This window comes from Escherichia sp. KTE172 (assembly GCF_000408845.1).
Classification (GTDB): domain Bacteria; phylum Pseudomonadota; class Gammaproteobacteria; order Enterobacterales; family Enterobacteriaceae; genus Escherichia; species Escherichia coli.
In genome coordinates this window covers 4,807,281-4,823,742 of the sequence record NZ_KE137316.1, presented here as the reverse complement: position 1 = coordinate 4,823,742, position 16,462 = coordinate 4,807,281, and the positions used below count along the sequence as shown (strand labels likewise).

Here is a 16,462-nt window from a genome sequence, read left to right as displayed (position 1 = left end):
TACAAATGTACACAACCTTGCTAATGTTGTCTTCCCTCTTCTTATTTTGACGTGATCTATGACCGTAAATTCTTCACGTAATGCATTGAAACGCCGAACCTGGGCGCTGTTTATGTTCTTCTTTTTGCCGGGCCTGTTAATGGCGTCCTGGGCAACCCGTACGCCTGCTATCCGCGATATTCTTTCTGTTTCGATCGCTGAAATGGGCGGAGTCCTCTTTGGTCTGTCGATCGGTTCAATGAGCGGTATTCTCTGCTCGGCGTGGTTAGTGAAACGCTTTGGGACGCGTAATGTCATCCTGGTCACGATGTCCTGCGCATTGATCGGGATGATGATACTAAGTCTGGCACTCTGGCTGACATCGCCCCTGCTCTTCGCGGTTGGCCTCGGCGTCTTTGGGGCAAGTTTTGGTTCTGCGGAAGTGGCGATAAACGTTGAAGGTGCTGCCGTTGAGCGAGAAATGAATAAGACGGTTTTGCCGATGATGCACGGTTTTTATAGCCTGGGCACGCTGGCAGGCGCTGGTGTCGGGATGGCACTGACGGCCTTTGGCGTTCCGGCAACGGTGCACATTTTATTGGCGGCGCTGGTAGGCATCGCGCCTATTTATATCGCCATTCAGGCAATCCCTGACGGTACGGGCAAAAATGCTGCCGATGGCACCCAGCATGGTGAAAAAGGCGTACCTTTTTATCGCGATATCCAGTTGCTGCTGATTGGTGTTGTGGTGCTGGCGATGGCCTTTGCCGAAGGTTCTGCCAACGACTGGTTACCCTTATTAATGGTTGACGGTCACGGTTTTAGCCCTACTTCCGGCTCGCTGATTTATGCCGGTTTTACCCTGGGGATGACTGTTGGACGCTTTACCGGCGGTTGGTTCATCGACCGTTACAGTCGCGTTGCCGTGGTTCGGGCCAGTGCACTAATGGGAGCGTTGGGTATTGGGCTGATTATTTTTGTCGATAGCGCCTGGGTCGCTGGGGTGTCTGTTGTACTTTGGGGACTGGGTGCCTCGCTGGGCTTCCCGCTGACCATTTCTGCCGCCAGCGATACCGGCCCCGATGCACCAACCCGCGTCAGTGTGGTAGCAACGACCGGTTATCTGGCTTTCCTCGTCGGGCCGCCACTGCTGGGCTATCTCGGCGAACATTATGGATTACGTAGTGCAATGCTGGTTGTACTGGCGCTGGTTATTCTCGCGGCTATTGTCGCGAAAGCCGTCGCCAAACCCGATACCAAAACGCAGACGGCGATGGAGAATAGTTGATGAGCATTAAATTAATTGCGGTAGACATGGATGGTACTTTCTTAAGCGATCAAAAAACCTATAACCGTGAGCGGTTTATGGCTCAGTATCAGCAAATGAAAGCACAAGGCATTCGCTTTGTGGTCGCCAGCGGGAATCAATATTATCAGTTGATCTCTTTCTTTCCGGAAATTGCTAATGAAATAGCCTTTGTGGCTGAAAACGGCGGCTGGGTAGTGAGCGAAGGCAAAGATGTTTTTAATGGCGAGCTGTCGAAGGATGCGTTTGCTACTGTCGTGGAACATTTGCTGACGCGCCCGGAAGTGGAAATTATTGCCTGCGGAAAAAATAGCGCCTATACCCTCAAAAAATATGACGATGCCATGAAAACGGTGGCGGAAATGTATTATCACCGTCTGGAATACGTCGATAACTTTGACAACTTAGAAGATATCTTCTTTAAGTTTGGTCTGAATCTTTCCGATGAACTGATTCCACAAGTACAAAAAGCATTACATGAGGCCATCGGCGATATTATGGTGCCGGTCCACACCGGCAACGGCAGTATCGATCTGATTATCCCCGGCGTACATAAAGCCAATGGCCTTCGCCAACTGCAGAAATTATGGGGAATAGACGACAGCGAAGTGGTGGTCTTTGGCGATGGCGGTAACGATATTGAGATGCTGCGTCAGGCAGGCTTTAGTTTTGCAATGGAAAATGCCGGCAGCGCGGTCGTCGCAGCGGCAAAATACCGGGCAGGCTCCAATAACCGTGAAGGCGTACTGGATGTGATCGATAAAGTGCTTAAACACGAAGCGCCATTTAACCAATAAAACGGCAGCACGCCCGGCAACACAATACCTGAATGAAGGCTGCATAATTCGCGCAAATTAACCCGCTGCATTATTTCAGGCGAAATGATTATGAAAAATTGTCTACTGTTGGGCGCGCTTTTAATGGGCTTTACTGGTGTGGCGATGGCGCAAAGTGTCACCGTCGATGTGCCGAGTGGATACAAAGTGGTTGTGGTTCCTGATTCAGTCAGCGTTCCACAAGCGGTCAGCGTCGCGACTGTGCCGCAAACCGTCTATGTGGCTCCCGCGCCAGCTCCGGCTTACCGCCCGCATCCTTATGTTCGCCATCTTGCCAGCGTAGGTGAAGGGATGGTTATCGAACACCAGATTGACGACCATCACCATTAATTTGAGAATGCCTGATCGCACAAAGCAATCAGGCATTTTTTTATCCTTCGTGCGAATTTCCCATCTGTTTATCTTTTAAAAAGATAACCATCAGCAACAGCCACAAAATTCCGTTGACAAGGTTGAAGAGATTAAACAGTCCGTTGCCCCCGTTCAGCCAGGCATGTTTGCTGATTTCAATACCGACGGTAAAGATCAGCATTTGCAGCATCCCCATCGCCGCAGAAACCGTACCTTTACTCATATCGCTGGCAAACAGAGTTAATCGCACCAGTCCCGCATTCGCCAGACCAATACCGAAAGCATAAAGACTTAACCCGGCGGCCATCCATAAATACGCATGCGATGAGATAACCGTTGCCGCAGCAGCGACCAACAGACCAATCATAATCGGCCAGCCGCCCATAATAATCAGCGAACGTACGGTGCGGCGCGAGGTCAGACGCGCTAACAGCAAGTTACCCGCAATTAACGCCCCGAAAATAGGCACTTGCAGCAAACCATATTCATAGCTGCTTAACTGCTCGCCGGTAATGATGATAATCGGCGACTGGGCGATCCACGCCAGCAACGGCAAACTAACGAATCCCAGCGCCAGCGCCCCCGCAACAAAGCGACCGTTCTTCAGCACCAGCTTATAGTCACGACCGAGTTCTTTCAGCGACAGTTTCTCGCCTATACGCGTGGCGGTTTCAGGCATGGCTCGTTGCAGACCGAAAAAGGAGATCGCTGCCAATGCGGCAAACAAGACAAACATCCCTTCCCAGGGCAGCACATGGATCCACGCCGCGCCCACCAGCGGGCCAAGTAGTGGAGCAATCAGCGCCACGTTCGCCATCAGCGCGGTGATCTTGATACAAACCGCCTCTTCGAAGGATTCCTGAATTGCGGCGTATCCCACAGCGCCAATGAAACAGAGGCTTATGCCCTGCAAGAAGCGCAACAGAGTGAATTGTTCAATGTTTTGCGCCAGTAATATTGCCAGACAGGTGATGATAAACCACACCACCCCCGCCAGCATCACCGGACGGCGACCAATACGATCCGACAGCGGCCCCAGGAGCCATTGTAAAAACATCCCGCCCGCCAGATATGCGGTCATCGAAGTAGGAACCCAATCAATGCCCGCCTGATATTGTTCCACCACGGCCAACATACCGGGTTGAATCATATCGTTGCCGATATAGGTTGAAAATTCGTACAGCACCAGACAGAGAGGGAAAAGTAACGCCTGACGTCCAAGCCTGGCACCGGAAGCTAATTTATTTTGCATGCAATTTCTTCGCCAATAATAATCGCGCAAAGTTTAATAAAAGCGCAGCTAACGAGAAAGCGAATTTTGTAGCTGAAACCACGGTTAAGCACATTCTTACATTATTGCGAGTATAGCTACGCTTTCTTTAAGTTTTATTTAACCTATGCCCGTTACAATCACCCACCGTAAACAGGCCGCTTGAGGGAAATAAGACGATGCCGCTTTACCCAGTTTAACCTGCACTTTATTCTCAACGACTTGCCTGTATTGGCTCCCTTTTAATCACTTTGCGTCGGGAAGTTATGCTGGAAAATTTGAATCTCTCTCTATTCTCTCTTATTAACGCGACGCCAGACTCGGCTCCGTGGATGATCTCGTTGGCGATTTTTATTGCTAAAGATTTGATTACCGTGGTGCCGTTGCTGGCCGCGATACTTTGGTTGTGGGGGCTTACAGCACAACGGCAACTGGTGATAAAAATCGCTATTGCGCTGGCGGTCAGCCTGTTTGTGTCCTGGACGATGGGACATCTTTTTCCGCACGACCGCCCCTTTGTCGAAAATATCGGCTATAACTTCCTGCATCATGCGGCGGATGACTCATTCCCGAGCGATCACGGTACGGTGATTTTCACCTTTGCACTGGCATTTTTATGCTGGCATCGCCTGTGGTCCGGCTCACTTTTAATGGTGCTGGCCGTCGTCATTGCCTGGTCGCGCGTTTATCTTGGCGTCCACTGGCCGCTGGATATGCTCGGTGGATTGCTGGCAGGTATGATTGGCTGCCTTAGCGCCCAGATTATCTGGCAAGCGATGGGGCATAAACTCTATCAACGTCTGCAATCGTGGTATCGCTTCTGTTTTGCATTACCGATCCGCAAAGGCTGGGTGCGTGACTGATCTCTGCTAAAAAGTGTAGTATTGAGCGGCTCGCTTCAATAACTATTCAGAGGGATTATGGAAACACGTCGCGAAGAGCGTATCGGGCAGCTGCTGCAAGAATTAAAACGCAGCGATAAGTTACATCTTAAAGACGCCGCCGCCCTGCTTGGGGTTTCGGAGATGACGATTCGTCGCGATCTGAACAACCACAGTGCGCCCGTCGTTTTGCTCGGCGGCTATATTGTTCTGGAACCGCGCAGTGCCAGCCATTATCTGTTAAGCGATCAAAAATCCCGCCTGGTGGAAGAAAAACGCCGGGCGGCAAAACTGGCTGCGACGCTGGTAGAACCCGATCAGACCCTCTTTTTTGACTGTGGCACCACCACACCGTGGATTATTGAAGCGATTGATAATGAAATCCCTTTCACCGCCGTTTGTTATTCGCTAAATACCTTTCTGGCACTGAAAGAGAAACCTCATTGCCGCGCGTTTCTTTGCGGTGGTGAATTTCACGCCAGCAACGCCATTTTCAAACCCATCGATTTTCAGCAAACGCTGAATAATTTTTGCCCGGATATCGCTTTTTATTCCGCGGCGGGGGTGCATGTCAGTAAGGGCGCTACCTGTTTTAATCTTGAAGAGTTGCCGGTAAAACACTGGGCCATGTCGATGGCGCAAAAGCATGTGCTGGTTGTCGACCACAGTAAATTTGGCAAGGTGCGTCCGGCGCGCATGGGTGACCTGAAACGCTTTGATATTATGGTAAGCGATTGTTGCCCGGAAGATGAATATGTGAAGTACGCGCAGACGCAGCGTATTAAGTTGATGTATTAATGACGTATAACCGGATGACGTTTCGCGCCATCCGGTTATCAGAAGATTAAGAGAACCAGCTGCCGAACCACTGATGGAATTTCATCATCACGAAATCCCACATCCGACCAAAGAATCCCCCCTCTTCCACATTTTCCATCACGATCAGCGGACGCTGCTCAATGGATTTACCGTTAAGCTGGAAATCAATGGTGCCGACAACCTGACCTTTTTTCAGCGGTGCGGTAAGCTGCGGTTCCGTTAACGTGTAGCTCGCTTTCAGGTTTTTCAGCTGCCCACGCGGTATGGTCACTGAGCCCGCTTCGCCTGCCCCGAGATTCACTTCGCTCTTATCACCAAACCAGACGCGCTGAGTCACAAAGGTGGCATCAGGTTTAATTGGCGTCACGGTTTCAAAGAAGCGGAAACCCCAGGTCAATAATTTCTCAGACTCATTAAAACGGATACGGTCAGTTTTCGCACCCAGTACTACGGAGATCAAACGCATATCGCCCTGGGTAGCCGAAGCAACCAGATTATATCCCGCGCCTGCCGTGGTTCCTGTCTTCATGCCATCAACATTCAGATTGCTGCTCCATAGCAGACGGTTACGGTTAGGCTGTCGAATTTTGTTGAAGGTGAACTCTTTCTCTTTATGAATGGCATACTCTTCCGGCACATCGTGGATCAATGCTTTACCCAGCAATGCCATATCGCGCGCGGTACTGAACTGCCCCGGCGCATCCAGACCGTGCACCGTCTGGAAGGTAGTGTTGGTCAGACCCAGTTTTTTGGCATAACCATTCATCAGACCAATAAATGACTCCTGGCTCCCGGCAACGTAATCGGCCAGCGCAATACAGGCGTCATTACCGGACTGGATAATCACACCTTTGTTCAGGTCTGCCACCGAAACCTGATCGCCCGGTTTAAGGAACATTACCGATGAACCACGCAGTGCCGGATTTCCCGTCGCCCAGGCATCTTTACCGACCGTCACCATATCGGTGAGTTTAATCTTATCGGCCTTAAGCGCCTGCCCAACCACATAGCTGGTCATGATTTTAGTCAGGCTCGCGGGGTCCAGTTTTTCATCCGCATTGCCTTCTGCCAGCACTTTACCGCTGGCGTAATCCATTAAAATCCATGCACGCGCATCCACGCTCGGCGCTTCAACGGTTTGTTCCGCCGCGAATGCCGTTGGGGCAAAAAGGAATAAAAATGCAGAACCCGCTGCAAGACCACGAAGGAGAGAGGAGTATTGCGTCATAAATGCCACCCGAGTATCCATTCAAAAAAAATACGTTATATCGCCGTATGATAAGTTCGGTGATTAATAACGCACACACAAACTTAAAGAAACCGTAAGTTGGTAAAGTTTTTAAAGTTTATGCAATATCCTGCCGCTTCGCTGCTTCTGGTGTCATTTTTTTGCCAGCTGTTGCTTAAAAGTTAACTTTACTTCACCATCGGAGTCCTGTTCAGCCTGTGGCTGCCTGTCGGAAAAGGGGTGAGTATGATTACGCTGTGGGGTCGGAATAATTCAACCAACGTAAAAAAAGTATTGCTGACGCTCGAAGAACTGGAACTACCTTATGAGCAAATTCTCGCGGGCCGTGAGTTTGGGATAAATCACGATGCTGATTTTCTGGCGATGAACCCTAACGGGCTGGTGCCGTTGTTGCGTGACGACGAAAGTGATCTCATTCTTTGGGAATCAAACGCCATTGTCCGCTATCTGGCGGCACAGTACGGGCAAAAACGCCTGTGGATCGACTCACCGGCACGTCGTGCGGAAGCAGAAAAATGGATGGACTGGGCAAACCAGACGCTCAGTAATGCCCATCGCGGGATCCTGATGGGATTAGTCAGAACACCACCGGAAGAGCGCGATCAGGCCGCCATTGATGCCAGTTGTAAAGAGTGCGACGCCCTGTTTGCCCTGCTCGATGCGGAACTGGCAAAAGTAAAATGGTTCTCCGGCGACGAGTTTGGTGTGGGCGATATCGCTATCGCACCGTTCATCTACAATTTGTTTAACGTTGGCCTGACCTGGACACCGCGTCCAAATCTGCAACGCTGGTATCAGCAACTCACTGAACGCCCAGCAGTGCGCAAAGTGGTGATGATTCCCGTTAGCTAATTGCGTGGGCTAACTTTAAGTAATTCCCCACTGGACTCGTCGGTGAGAACGTATAAATAACCGTCGGGTCCAGTGCGAACATCACGAATTCGCTGCCCTCTGTCCGTTAAAATACGGCCATCTTCTGTCACTTTGTCGCCGTTGACGCTCATCACAATGACATCTTTATCTTTCAGCGCGCCAATAAATAATTTTTGCTGCCACTGGGGGAATTTATCGCTGTTATAGAAGGCCATGCCGCTCACGGCGGGCGAATCTTTCCAGTAAAAAACAGGTTGCTCGGTCCCGGCGACGATCTCCCCTTTCGCTTCCGGTATCTTAAAGCCCGAATAGTTGATTCCCCAGGTTGCCAGCGGCCAGCCGTAGTTTTTGCCTTTTTGCGGGATATTAATTTCATCACCACCGCGCGGGCCATGTTCATTCAGCCACAGTGCATTACTCCACGGATTCATCGCCATTCCTTGCGGATTACGAATGCCATAAGACCAGATCTCGGCGCGCACACCGGATTCCTTTATAAAAGGATTATCATCCGGGATTTCGCCCAGGTCGGTCAGACGCACCAGTTTGCCCTGTAATTTATCCAGATCCTGCGCCGTCGAGCGCTGATTGTTTTCGCCCAGAGCAACAAAAAGATAACCTTTACCGTCGAATACCAGCCGCCCGCCAAAATGGTTGCCGGTAGACAGTTTTGGCATCTGGCGAAAGACGGTGCGGAAGTCGGTCACTTTTGAGAGATCATCACTTAAGCGGCCATAACCCACAGCAGTTCCGGCTTTGCCATCATCGCCAACTTCGGAATAACTTAACCAGATGCGGCGAGACTGAGCAAAATCAGGCGCTAAAACCACGTCCAGCAGGCCGCCCTGCCCGTGCGCCCAAACGTCCGGCACTCCGGAAAGCGGCGCAGATAATCCTTTTCCTGCTTGCCAGTGACGCAACTCGCCGCCGCGCAGAGTGATTAACATACCGTGATTATCGGGTAAAAAGGCCAGCGCCCAGGGATGGTCGAGTTTGTCTTGCAGTACTTCGACATTTACCGTTGCAGGAGCCGCCCAGAGAGCGGAAGAAAGACAAATAAGGGGCACAAGGAAAAAGGATTGTCGATGCATAACGCCTCCGGATTGACTCTGGCTTAAAGCGTAGTCAGTGGAGGAGATAACAAATTCATTTTTACAAAAACTTAAACATGAAGGGGGAGACGCTTTCTCCCCCTTAGTTTTTAGGCCTTCTCAAGCATGGCGTGCTTCTGCAGGCTCTGGATACTCAGCGTTAAGCTCATCAGACAATTTTCAAGCTTATCGGCGTTGACGGTAATAACAGTCGGGCAATCATGGTGCCCACTCATCAAACATACTGCGGCTGTCGCTAATGCTTCTTCAGCATGATGAAGAGCACTCCACTCTTCCTGATCCAGATGAAGATTCAACCGCAGCGATTTATCGTGCAGTTCGCGATTCAGTTTAAAAAAGTTATCTCGTAGATGATTGCTTTCGCTGACGGACATGTATCCTTTTGCCTTCCTCAGTTGCACGTATGCGGCGAGGTCAACGCGTGCGTCGATCAACCGGTTCAGCAGATCGATTCGCTGTCTGTCAACGAACATACTTCGATCCTCCTCTTTCCAGCCTTGTTGCAATTAAATAGTATGGCTATTTTTTGAGCAAAATGCTGTCCAGGATCAATTCTTCACGCCGAATTAACAAAATTTACATTTCCTTCGCCTCCGCCAGCGAATGAGATTGCGATACAAATTTTATCCAGAACTCTGTAGAATCCCTGCCCTGACCTTTCCTGTAACTGAATATTTTTTAAGCTATGAGCAAAGTAACTCCCCAGCCGAAAATCGGCTTTGTTTCCCTTGGCTGTCCGAAAAACCTTGTCGATTCAGAGCGTATTCTCACCGAACTACGCACTGAAGGTTATGACGTGGTACCGAGCTATGACGATGCGGACATGGTGATCGTCAACACCTGCGGCTTTATTGACAGCGCGGTACAAGAATCACTGGAAGCCATTGGTGAAGCGTTGAATGAAAACGGCAAGGTAATTGTGACCGGTTGTCTGGGGGCAAAAGAAGATCAGATCCGCGAAGTCCACCCGAAAGTGCTGGAAATCACCGGGCCTCATAGCTATGAGCAGGTTCTGGAGCACGTTCATCACTACGTGCCAAAACCGAAACACAACCCATTCCTGAGCCTGGTGCCAGAACAAGGCGTGAAACTGACGCCGCGTCATTATGCCTATCTGAAAATTTCTGAAGGCTGTAATCACCGCTGCACCTTCTGCATTATTCCGTCTATGCGCGGCGACCTGGTGAGCCGTCCGATTGGCGAAGTGTTAAGTGAAGCGAAACGTCTGGTTGATGCGGGCGTTAAAGAGATTCTGGTGATCTCGCAGGATACTTCCGCCTATGGCGTCGATGTTAAACATCGTACTGGCTTCCACAACGGCGAGCCGGTAAAAACCAGCATGGTCAGCCTGTGCGAACAGTTATCGAAACTGGGGATCTGGACACGTCTGCACTACGTTTACCCTTATCCGCATGTGGACGACGTCATCCCACTGATGGCAGAAGGCAAAATCCTGCCGTATCTGGACATTCCGTTGCAGCACGCCAGCCCGCGCATTCTCAAACTGATGAAGCGTCCGGGTTCTGTAGATCGCCAACTCGCGCGCATCAAACAGTGGCGCGAAATCTGCCCGGAACTGACCCTACGCTCAACCTTTATTGTCGGCTTCCCTGGCGAGACAGAAGAAGATTTCCAGATGCTACTCGACTTCCTGAAAGAAGCGCGTCTGGATCGCGTTGGCTGCTTTAAATACAGCCCGGTTGAAGGTGCAGACGCCAATGCCCTGCCTGACCAGGTTCCGGAAGAAGTGAAAGAAGAACGCTGGAACCGTTTCATGCAGTTGCAGCAGCAGATTTCCGCCGAGCGCCTGCAAGAGAAAGTGGGCCGTGAAATTCTGGTGATTATCGACGAAGTGGACGAAGAAGGTGCGATTGGTCGCAGCATGGCAGATGCACCGGAAATCGACGGCGCGGTTTATCTCAATGGTGAAACCAACGTTAAGCCGGGTGATATCCTGCGTGTGAAAGTCGAGCACGCCGATGAGTACGATTTGTGGGGTAGCCGGGTTTAATTAATCTTAAGGCAGATCTAACAAGAATATTGTTCTTCGATCTGCCTCTGCTACCCTTCCCTATGTCCTACCCTTACGCACAAAATCCCCTGACGCATAAATCGAGAAAAATGAATCGTACTCGAGGCAACTCTCACTTTTTCACACCAAATTAAAGTTTTGATCGCAATTACTTGAAATAAGCGTAATGGTTACTATAGTAAACATTACCACAAGGATGGATGTATGGGTGTGTATAAGGCAAGACGATTCAGCCAAAGCACGAAAAAACTTGGTATTCACGATAAAGTTCTCATGGCTGCCGCTGAAGAAGTGATGCAGGGCATATGGGAGGCTGATTTAGGTAGCGGTGTCATCAAAAAACGTTTACCCCTCCAACAAGGAAAGAGTGGTGGAGCCAGAACAATTATCTTTTTTAAATCAGCAAATCATGTGTTTTTTTATGATGGTTGGTCCAAGAGTGGTCTAAGCAGTAAAGGAACCAAAGAAATCGAAGATGATGAACTGGCGGCCTACAAAAAAATGGCAAATGCATTTCTGGCCTTTAGCAATAAGCAAATAGAGGATTTGATCGAAACTGGCTTTTTGATTGAGGTGAAAAATGAGCGATAAATTACAAATGATGCTGGAAGATGCAAAGGAACTGAATGCACTGGGCCTGATGTCTGATAGTGAAGTTGATGCCATTGCCGTCATGGTCAAAGCTCGTGAAGTCAGCGCCCGTATAGCCAAAGTCAAATCAATGACGGGTGAAGAGATCAAAGCCATCCGCACCCGATACGGCATGTCACAATCCGTGCTGGCACATACAATGGGAATGTCAAAAGAAAGTGTCTCGAAATGGGAACGAAATGAAATAAAACCGAGCGGCCCGGCACTACGTATTTTGAATACATTGGCAATAAAAGGACCGGAAGTTTTTGCAAAGTAAAATGTTTGCAAATGATTTACCACATTCATTAGTACCCCTTGATTAAGGGGTACTAACACTATTCTAATTCTACTGCCAGCTAATCTGCGCCCTGCCGTTTTTCTTACTCTTATACAGCCGCTCATCCGCCAGCATTTTCAAGCGTTCGACGGTAGTACATTCATTTGAATGCGCTACACCGATACTGGTGCTTAAATTAATGCTTCCCACCTGGAAATGAACGATTTCTTTTAGAATCGATAGCAACTCTTCCAGCGTTCCACCCGTATAAATCACCGCAAATTCGTCACCGCCGAAGCGGTAGACTTTACCTTTATCTACCGGGATCTGTGATTTAAGGATTTTCACCACTTTCATCAACACTTCATCGCCCAGCAAATGACCGAAGGTGTCGTTGATGTTTTTGAATTTATCGACGTCAAACAGGCACAAATAACCACCTTTTTCCGGTAGCGCTTTTAAATCTTCGTCAAAGGATTTTCTGCCCATCGCTTTAGTCAGGTCGTCCAGGAACGCCGAGTTATACATACTGTAGAGTTTTTTGACATCGGCAGCCGAAAAGAAAAGCCCGCCATCTAGTACGCGTTCAAAATGGTTATTAATAATGGCTTCTTTCTCCACAATACCACGATTAATCACTCTGCGTACCAGATAGAGGCAACTGGCACCCGATATCACTGCCACCAATGCGGCAAAGAAAATAATCAACGTACAAACCCGCAAATAAACATCTTTTTTATACGCAAATACGTACAATCCGGTCGGCAAATAGGAGAAGTGCTCCATCGCTTCCGAAACGGTGAAGATGGCGTTTTTAGCATTATATTCATCACCGGTCACCGGTTTACCGTTCTTAAACAGAGAGAACATCAGGTTCTCGCTATCCATCGCCAGCGATTTTGACAGTAAAGAAAAACGCTCCAGACCAAGCAAAAATATCAGACTGCGATTGTGAGTTACCGGATAGAGGTAATAGACGAAAGTTTTACCGTCAAAAGAGATAAACCCTGTATTTTTGACATGTCGATACTTCACAACCTGCATAATATCTGCACAATAATTTTTCTCGAACTCCTTTACCTGAATACATTCGTCACTGGAAATCAGATAAGGACCGACATCGTACAAATAAGAGGGTGAAACCGAGTCGGCGTAAGCTGTGCGCAAGCCAACCAACAGCTGTTCCTCCGTGGGGTTTAGCGTGTTGATGAGATCAATTGCCACGCTACGCCGATATTCAGCAATATTTGCCACCGCAAAAGCAGTATCAATAACGGACTGTTTCAGGCCATACACCCGTTCCTTTACCATTTGAGTGTAGATCCCGCAGGCAACTGCTGAAATCATGATAAAAATCAGCAGACTGACTGTAAGTACGAACTTATTGATTCTGGACATACGTAAACTACTCTTTTACTAATTTTCCACTTTTATCCCAGGCGGAGAATGGCATGGGTTTCTGGTACAGATACCCCTGAGCCTGAACACATCCTAATTTGATTAATTCGCGCGCAACATCTTCGCTCTCTACGCCTTCCGCAATCACCGGAATCCGGTTATAGCGTGCCAGATCGAAAATAATGCGCACAATTTTTCCCGCAGTACCGAAAATATCGCCGGTAAATTGCGAGTCCACTTTTATGCTATCTGGATTAATTTCATAAAAACGTTTCAGGTTTGACAAACCGGTGCCAAAGTCATCAATCGATATCCGTACCCCTTGTTTACGCAGTTGTTCAATATTGAGATAAAAATGTTCATTAATTCGCTCGATCACGGTTTCAGTGATCTCAACACAGAGGCTGTTCGCCTTCAGACCGTTTTCTTTCATGATGGTGGTAAAACGCTCATGAAAGTGTGGTTCGTTTAACTGCCAGGGCGAAACATTAATATGCAGTAAGAAACCGTCCTTCAGAACCGCACGCTCGCTAAAATGCCTGAATTCACCCATTGCCATTTTAATAATCTGATAACCCAGCTCATTGATAAACCCGATATCTTCAGCAATGGTAATGAACTTTAGCGGTGAAATGATCCCCCGCTCCGCAGACACCCAACGGCACAACGCCTCCGCGCCCAGAATGGTGCGGGTGTTAATATCAACGATCGGCTGATAGACCAGGAATAGTTCGCCAATTTCCATTGCATGGCGAATATTACGCGCAATCCAGATATTCTCTTCTATTTCGTTGAGTTTCGCGTCATCACAGAAAATAAACTCTGAGAACATATGGTCACGAATGCTGGAAATCGCCAGTTTCAGTTTTTCTGCGTAACTCCAGGCGTTTTCCCCCTGCAAAGGTTCACAAATGGCAGACTTATGGATGCGCAGATTGCGGTAGCCAAAGCTGCTGTCAAAATCGTTTACCATCGCTATTTTACGGGTAAATGTCTGTACATTTTCCCGGCACAGAAGTAAATAGAGATCGGCATTAAATGTCACGATATCGCAGCATTGCGCATATTTCTCGGCAATTCGCTGACACAATTTCCTGACGATTTTATTGCGTTCATCAACACCAAACACCGCTTCCACGGCTTCCAGACCACACAGTTTGATGATCCCCACAGCCAGATACTGATTATTGTTGGACTCAATAATCGCCATATTTTTAATAAAACCGCTTTCCTGATCGTAAGAGATCAGTGAGAGCAATTTATTTGACCGTTCAATTTCGGCATCTTTCATTTCCGCGATCGATTTTTTGATGCTGATAATCTCTTTCGCATCGCCTTCGCGAATTTTCAGAGCCTCGATTTGATCCGTTGAGTCAGGCAAAAACGCCAGCGTATTAACCAGCTCTGTCATTTCAGAAAATTGCCGACGGAACACACGAGTGGTCATTAAATAAACCACCAGCAATACGATAATAATGAAAGCAAACGGCAGATAAAAAAGTTTATCTGATGCGTTCAATAAATTACCGCCAGGATAATAAAAATAGATTTCGAATAATGCGTTGTTTGGCACCGCTGATGTTTTTTCGATATATTCAGTATCGACAGAATCAATAATATTATAATTACCTTCGCTATTATAAATAATCAGTTTTTCACGCGCGAGTTGATTCTTGGCAATGATCTCATGGCCTTGTTTCAAAAATAGAACTTCATCATTAGCGCTGATTTGATCAAGATACTCGTTCAGATATCGCCAGTTTAAATCGACATGAATTTTATCCACCGCTAACAAATCGTGATCTTTGCCGTTGATGTGTAGCGTAAAAGAGATACATTTTTTACCCGGACGATCAAAGCAATTGTATGCCGGATTCCAGCTGTTGTTAGAGTCATCTGAAGCCACCGACCACGGTCGTTTCGATGGGTTAAAATCGGCAAAAATAACCCGCCCTGACTCGTCGACAAGCGGTCCATTTACTTGTTCCTGATGATAAACTACGATTTTATCATTCGCCCTCCGCGAAAAGAGATAATATTTATTATCATCAAGTACCAGTCCCACCGAGTCTAAAAATGGCATCATTTCCATTTTAAGAATCACGGCGCGTTGAATCTCCTCTGTATTTTTTAATAAATACAGTGAGTCCTTTAATGTCAGGGCCGAACGTTCAATATCTTTAAAGAAATAGCCAACGTTTTTCTGAATAAGTTCAAAGCGGCTATCGGCACGTTTTACCGCGCGCTCCGATACCAGTTGATAGTTAATGATGAAAAAAAGACCAATAAATGACAGTGCTGCCAATAAAAATAAAATTATCAGCCTTATCTTTATCTTTTCGTATAAACTCAGCATGTTAATACATTTAACAAAATAACTATCTGAACGCTGTGCCGCTGCAAAAATTGTCCCTTGCTGCGGCTTTTTAACCAAATTACCCGATTCTACAAAATCAGCAGAAAGTTACAACACTTGCTTAGGGCAATAATTTCCTGTGAGGTGATTACCCTTTCAAGCAATATTCAAACGTAACTATCCTTTAATTTTCGGATCCAGCGCATCGCGTAAACCATCACCCAACAAATTGAACGCCAGTACAGTCAGAAAAATAGCCAGGGCCGGAAAAATAGCGACATGCGGCGCGATAACCATATCCGCTCGTGCCTCATTGAGCATTGCTCCCCACTCTGGTGTCGGCGGCTGCGCACCGAGGCCGAGAAATGACAGGCTGGCGGCAGAGATAATCGAGGTACCGATGCGCATGGTGAAAAACACCACGATAGACGAGACAGTCCCGGGCAAGATATGGCGCAATAAGATGGTCATGTCGCTGGCACCAATACTGCGCGCCGATTCAATAAAAGTTTGCTGTTTCAACACCAGCGTGTTGCCGCGCACCAGTCGGGCAAACGCGGGGATGGAAAAAATGGCGACTGCAATAATCACGTTAGCAATGCCGCTTCCCAACACCGCAACAACAGCGATCGCCAGTAAAATACCAGGGAAGGCAAACAGCACATCGCAAATGCGCATGATCAGCCGATCCCACCAGCCTTCATAATATCCAGCCAACAAGCCCAGCAACGTCCCGATCGCCGCACCGATAAACACGGCAAACACGCCCGCCGCCAGCGAGATTTGTGCACCAACCAGGACACGGCTGAAAATGTCACGCCCCAGTGAATCAACGCCAAACCAGTGCTGCAAAGAAGGTCCGTTATTCAGATTGTCATAATCAAAATAATTTTCGGCGTCATAGGGAGCGATCCAGCGTGCAAAAATAGCCACCACAATCAATAAAATAACGAACAATGCGGCGGTCATCGCCATATGCTGACGGCGAAATCGTCGCCAGAATTCATGCCACGGTGTACGTACCTGGTCAGGTTTGACCAGTGGCATGGCGTTTAACACCGCCTGACGTCGCCAGTTAAATAGTCGCATC

The 16,462-nt window shown here is 48.1% G+C and carries 16 protein-coding genes; 9 read left to right on the top strand and 7 right to left on the bottom strand.

Annotated features, from left to right (window positions below; all coding sequences use genetic code 11):
• Positions 1-58 precede the first annotated feature (58 nt).
• The 3 genes from G434_RS01600 (at position 59) to ybjH (ending at position 2,451) form a co-directional block, all read left to right on the top strand.
• Positions 59-1,267, top strand: coding sequence for an MFS transporter (locus G434_RS01600; protein ID WP_000217859.1), 1,209 nt, complete (start codon positions 59-61; stop codon positions 1,265-1,267).
• A complete protein-coding gene (ybjI, locus tag G434_RS01605) occupies positions 1,267-2,082 on the top strand; it encodes a 5-amino-6-(5-phospho-D-ribitylamino)uracil phosphatase (protein ID WP_001305939.1) in 816 nt (271 codons plus the stop codon). Before G434_RS01600 ends, ybjI begins: the two co-directional genes overlap by 1 nt.
• Positions 2,083-2,166: 84 nt before the next feature.
• On the top strand, positions 2,167-2,451 hold the full coding sequence (gene ybjH / locus G434_RS01610; protein WP_000605480.1) for a protein YbjH: 285 nt from the start codon (positions 2,167-2,169) through the stop codon (positions 2,449-2,451).
• Positions 2,452-2,491: 40 nt separating this feature from the next.
• Here ybjH and mdfA read toward each other — a convergent pair whose 3' ends face one another.
• A complete protein-coding gene (mdfA, locus tag G434_RS01615; protein WP_001309380.1) occupies positions 2,492-3,724 on the bottom strand; it encodes a multidrug efflux MFS transporter MdfA in 1,233 nt (410 codons plus the stop codon).
• A gap of 284 nt (positions 3,725-4,008) precedes the next feature.
• On the opposite strand from mdfA, the gene ybjG reads away from it, so the two are divergent.
• Both ybjG and deoR read left to right on the top strand, forming a co-directional pair.
• The gene (gene ybjG, locus G434_RS01620) at positions 4,009-4,605 is read left to right on the top strand and encodes an undecaprenyl-diphosphate phosphatase (RefSeq protein ID WP_001309379.1); all 597 of its coding nucleotides are present in this window, start codon (positions 4,009-4,011) and stop codon (positions 4,603-4,605) included.
• 57 nt (positions 4,606-4,662) lie between these two features.
• Positions 4,663-5,421, top strand: coding sequence for a DNA-binding transcriptional repressor DeoR (gene deoR, locus G434_RS01625; protein WP_000450119.1), 759 nt, complete (start codon positions 4,663-4,665; stop codon positions 5,419-5,421).
• A gap of 46 nt (positions 5,422-5,467) precedes the next feature.
• Here the strand turns inward: deoR and dacC are convergent, their stop codons facing one another.
• Positions 5,468-6,670: a serine-type D-Ala-D-Ala carboxypeptidase gene (gene dacC, locus G434_RS01630; protein ID WP_000195961.1), complete on the bottom strand. Its 1,203-nt coding sequence runs from the start codon at positions 6,668-6,670 to the stop codon at positions 5,468-5,470.
• Between the two features lie 246 nt (positions 6,671-6,916).
• Between dacC and gstB the strand changes: the two genes are divergently transcribed.
• Positions 6,917-7,543, top strand: a complete 627-nt coding sequence (gstB, locus tag G434_RS01635) for a glutathione S-transferase GstB (protein ID WP_001295292.1) — start codon at positions 6,917-6,919, stop codon at positions 7,541-7,543.
• On the opposite strand, the gene yliI is transcribed toward gstB, so the two are convergent.
• Positions 7,540-8,655: an aldose sugar dehydrogenase YliI gene (yliI, locus tag G434_RS01640; protein WP_000555038.1), complete on the bottom strand. Its 1,116-nt coding sequence runs from the start codon at positions 8,653-8,655 to the stop codon at positions 7,540-7,542. The genes gstB and yliI overlap by 4 nt on opposite strands.
• 110 nt (positions 8,656-8,765) lie before the next feature.
• Complete coding sequence (bssR, locus tag G434_RS01645) at positions 8,766-9,149, bottom strand: biofilm formation regulator BssR (protein ID WP_000497137.1); 384 nt, start codon at positions 9,147-9,149, stop codon at positions 8,766-8,768.
• A 212-nt stretch (positions 9,150-9,361) separates the two neighbouring features.
• Between bssR and rimO the strand changes: the two genes are divergently transcribed.
• The 3 genes from rimO to G434_RS01660 all read left to right on the top strand — a co-directional run bounded on the left by rimO (position 9,362) and on the right by G434_RS01660 (position 11,618).
• Positions 9,362-10,687 (top strand): 30S ribosomal protein S12 methylthiotransferase RimO, encoded by a 1,326-nt coding sequence (gene rimO, locus G434_RS01650; protein WP_000049367.1) that lies wholly within the window; start codon positions 9,362-9,364, stop codon positions 10,685-10,687.
• 225 nt (positions 10,688-10,912) lie between these two features.
• Complete coding sequence (locus G434_RS01655; protein ID WP_000539521.1) at positions 10,913-11,299, top strand: type II toxin-antitoxin system RelE/ParE family toxin; 387 nt, start codon at positions 10,913-10,915, stop codon at positions 11,297-11,299.
• On the top strand, positions 11,289-11,618 hold the full coding sequence (locus G434_RS01660) for a helix-turn-helix domain-containing protein (protein ID WP_001280945.1): 330 nt from the start codon (positions 11,289-11,291) through the stop codon (positions 11,616-11,618). Before G434_RS01655 ends, G434_RS01660 begins: the two co-directional genes overlap by 11 nt.
• A 69-nt stretch (positions 11,619-11,687) precedes the next feature.
• Here G434_RS01660 and G434_RS01665 read toward each other — a convergent pair whose 3' ends face one another.
• The 3 genes from G434_RS01665 to gsiD all read right to left on the bottom strand — a co-directional run bounded on the left by G434_RS01665 (position 11,688) and on the right by gsiD (position 16,461).
• Positions 11,688-13,016: a GGDEF domain-containing protein gene (locus tag G434_RS01665; RefSeq protein WP_000086879.1), complete on the bottom strand. Its 1,329-nt coding sequence runs from the start codon at positions 13,014-13,016 to the stop codon at positions 11,688-11,690.
• 7 nt (positions 13,017-13,023) lie between these two features.
• The gene (locus G434_RS01670) at positions 13,024-15,372 is read right to left on the bottom strand and encodes a sensor domain-containing phosphodiesterase (RefSeq protein WP_001322378.1); all 2,349 of its coding nucleotides are present in this window, start codon (positions 15,370-15,372) and stop codon (positions 13,024-13,026) included.
• A gap of 177 nt (positions 15,373-15,549) precedes the next feature.
• Entirely contained in the window at positions 15,550-16,461 is a 912-nt protein-coding gene (gene gsiD / locus G434_RS01675) for a glutathione ABC transporter permease GsiD (RefSeq protein WP_001236042.1), read from the bottom strand.
• Position 16,462 lies beyond the last annotated feature (1 nt).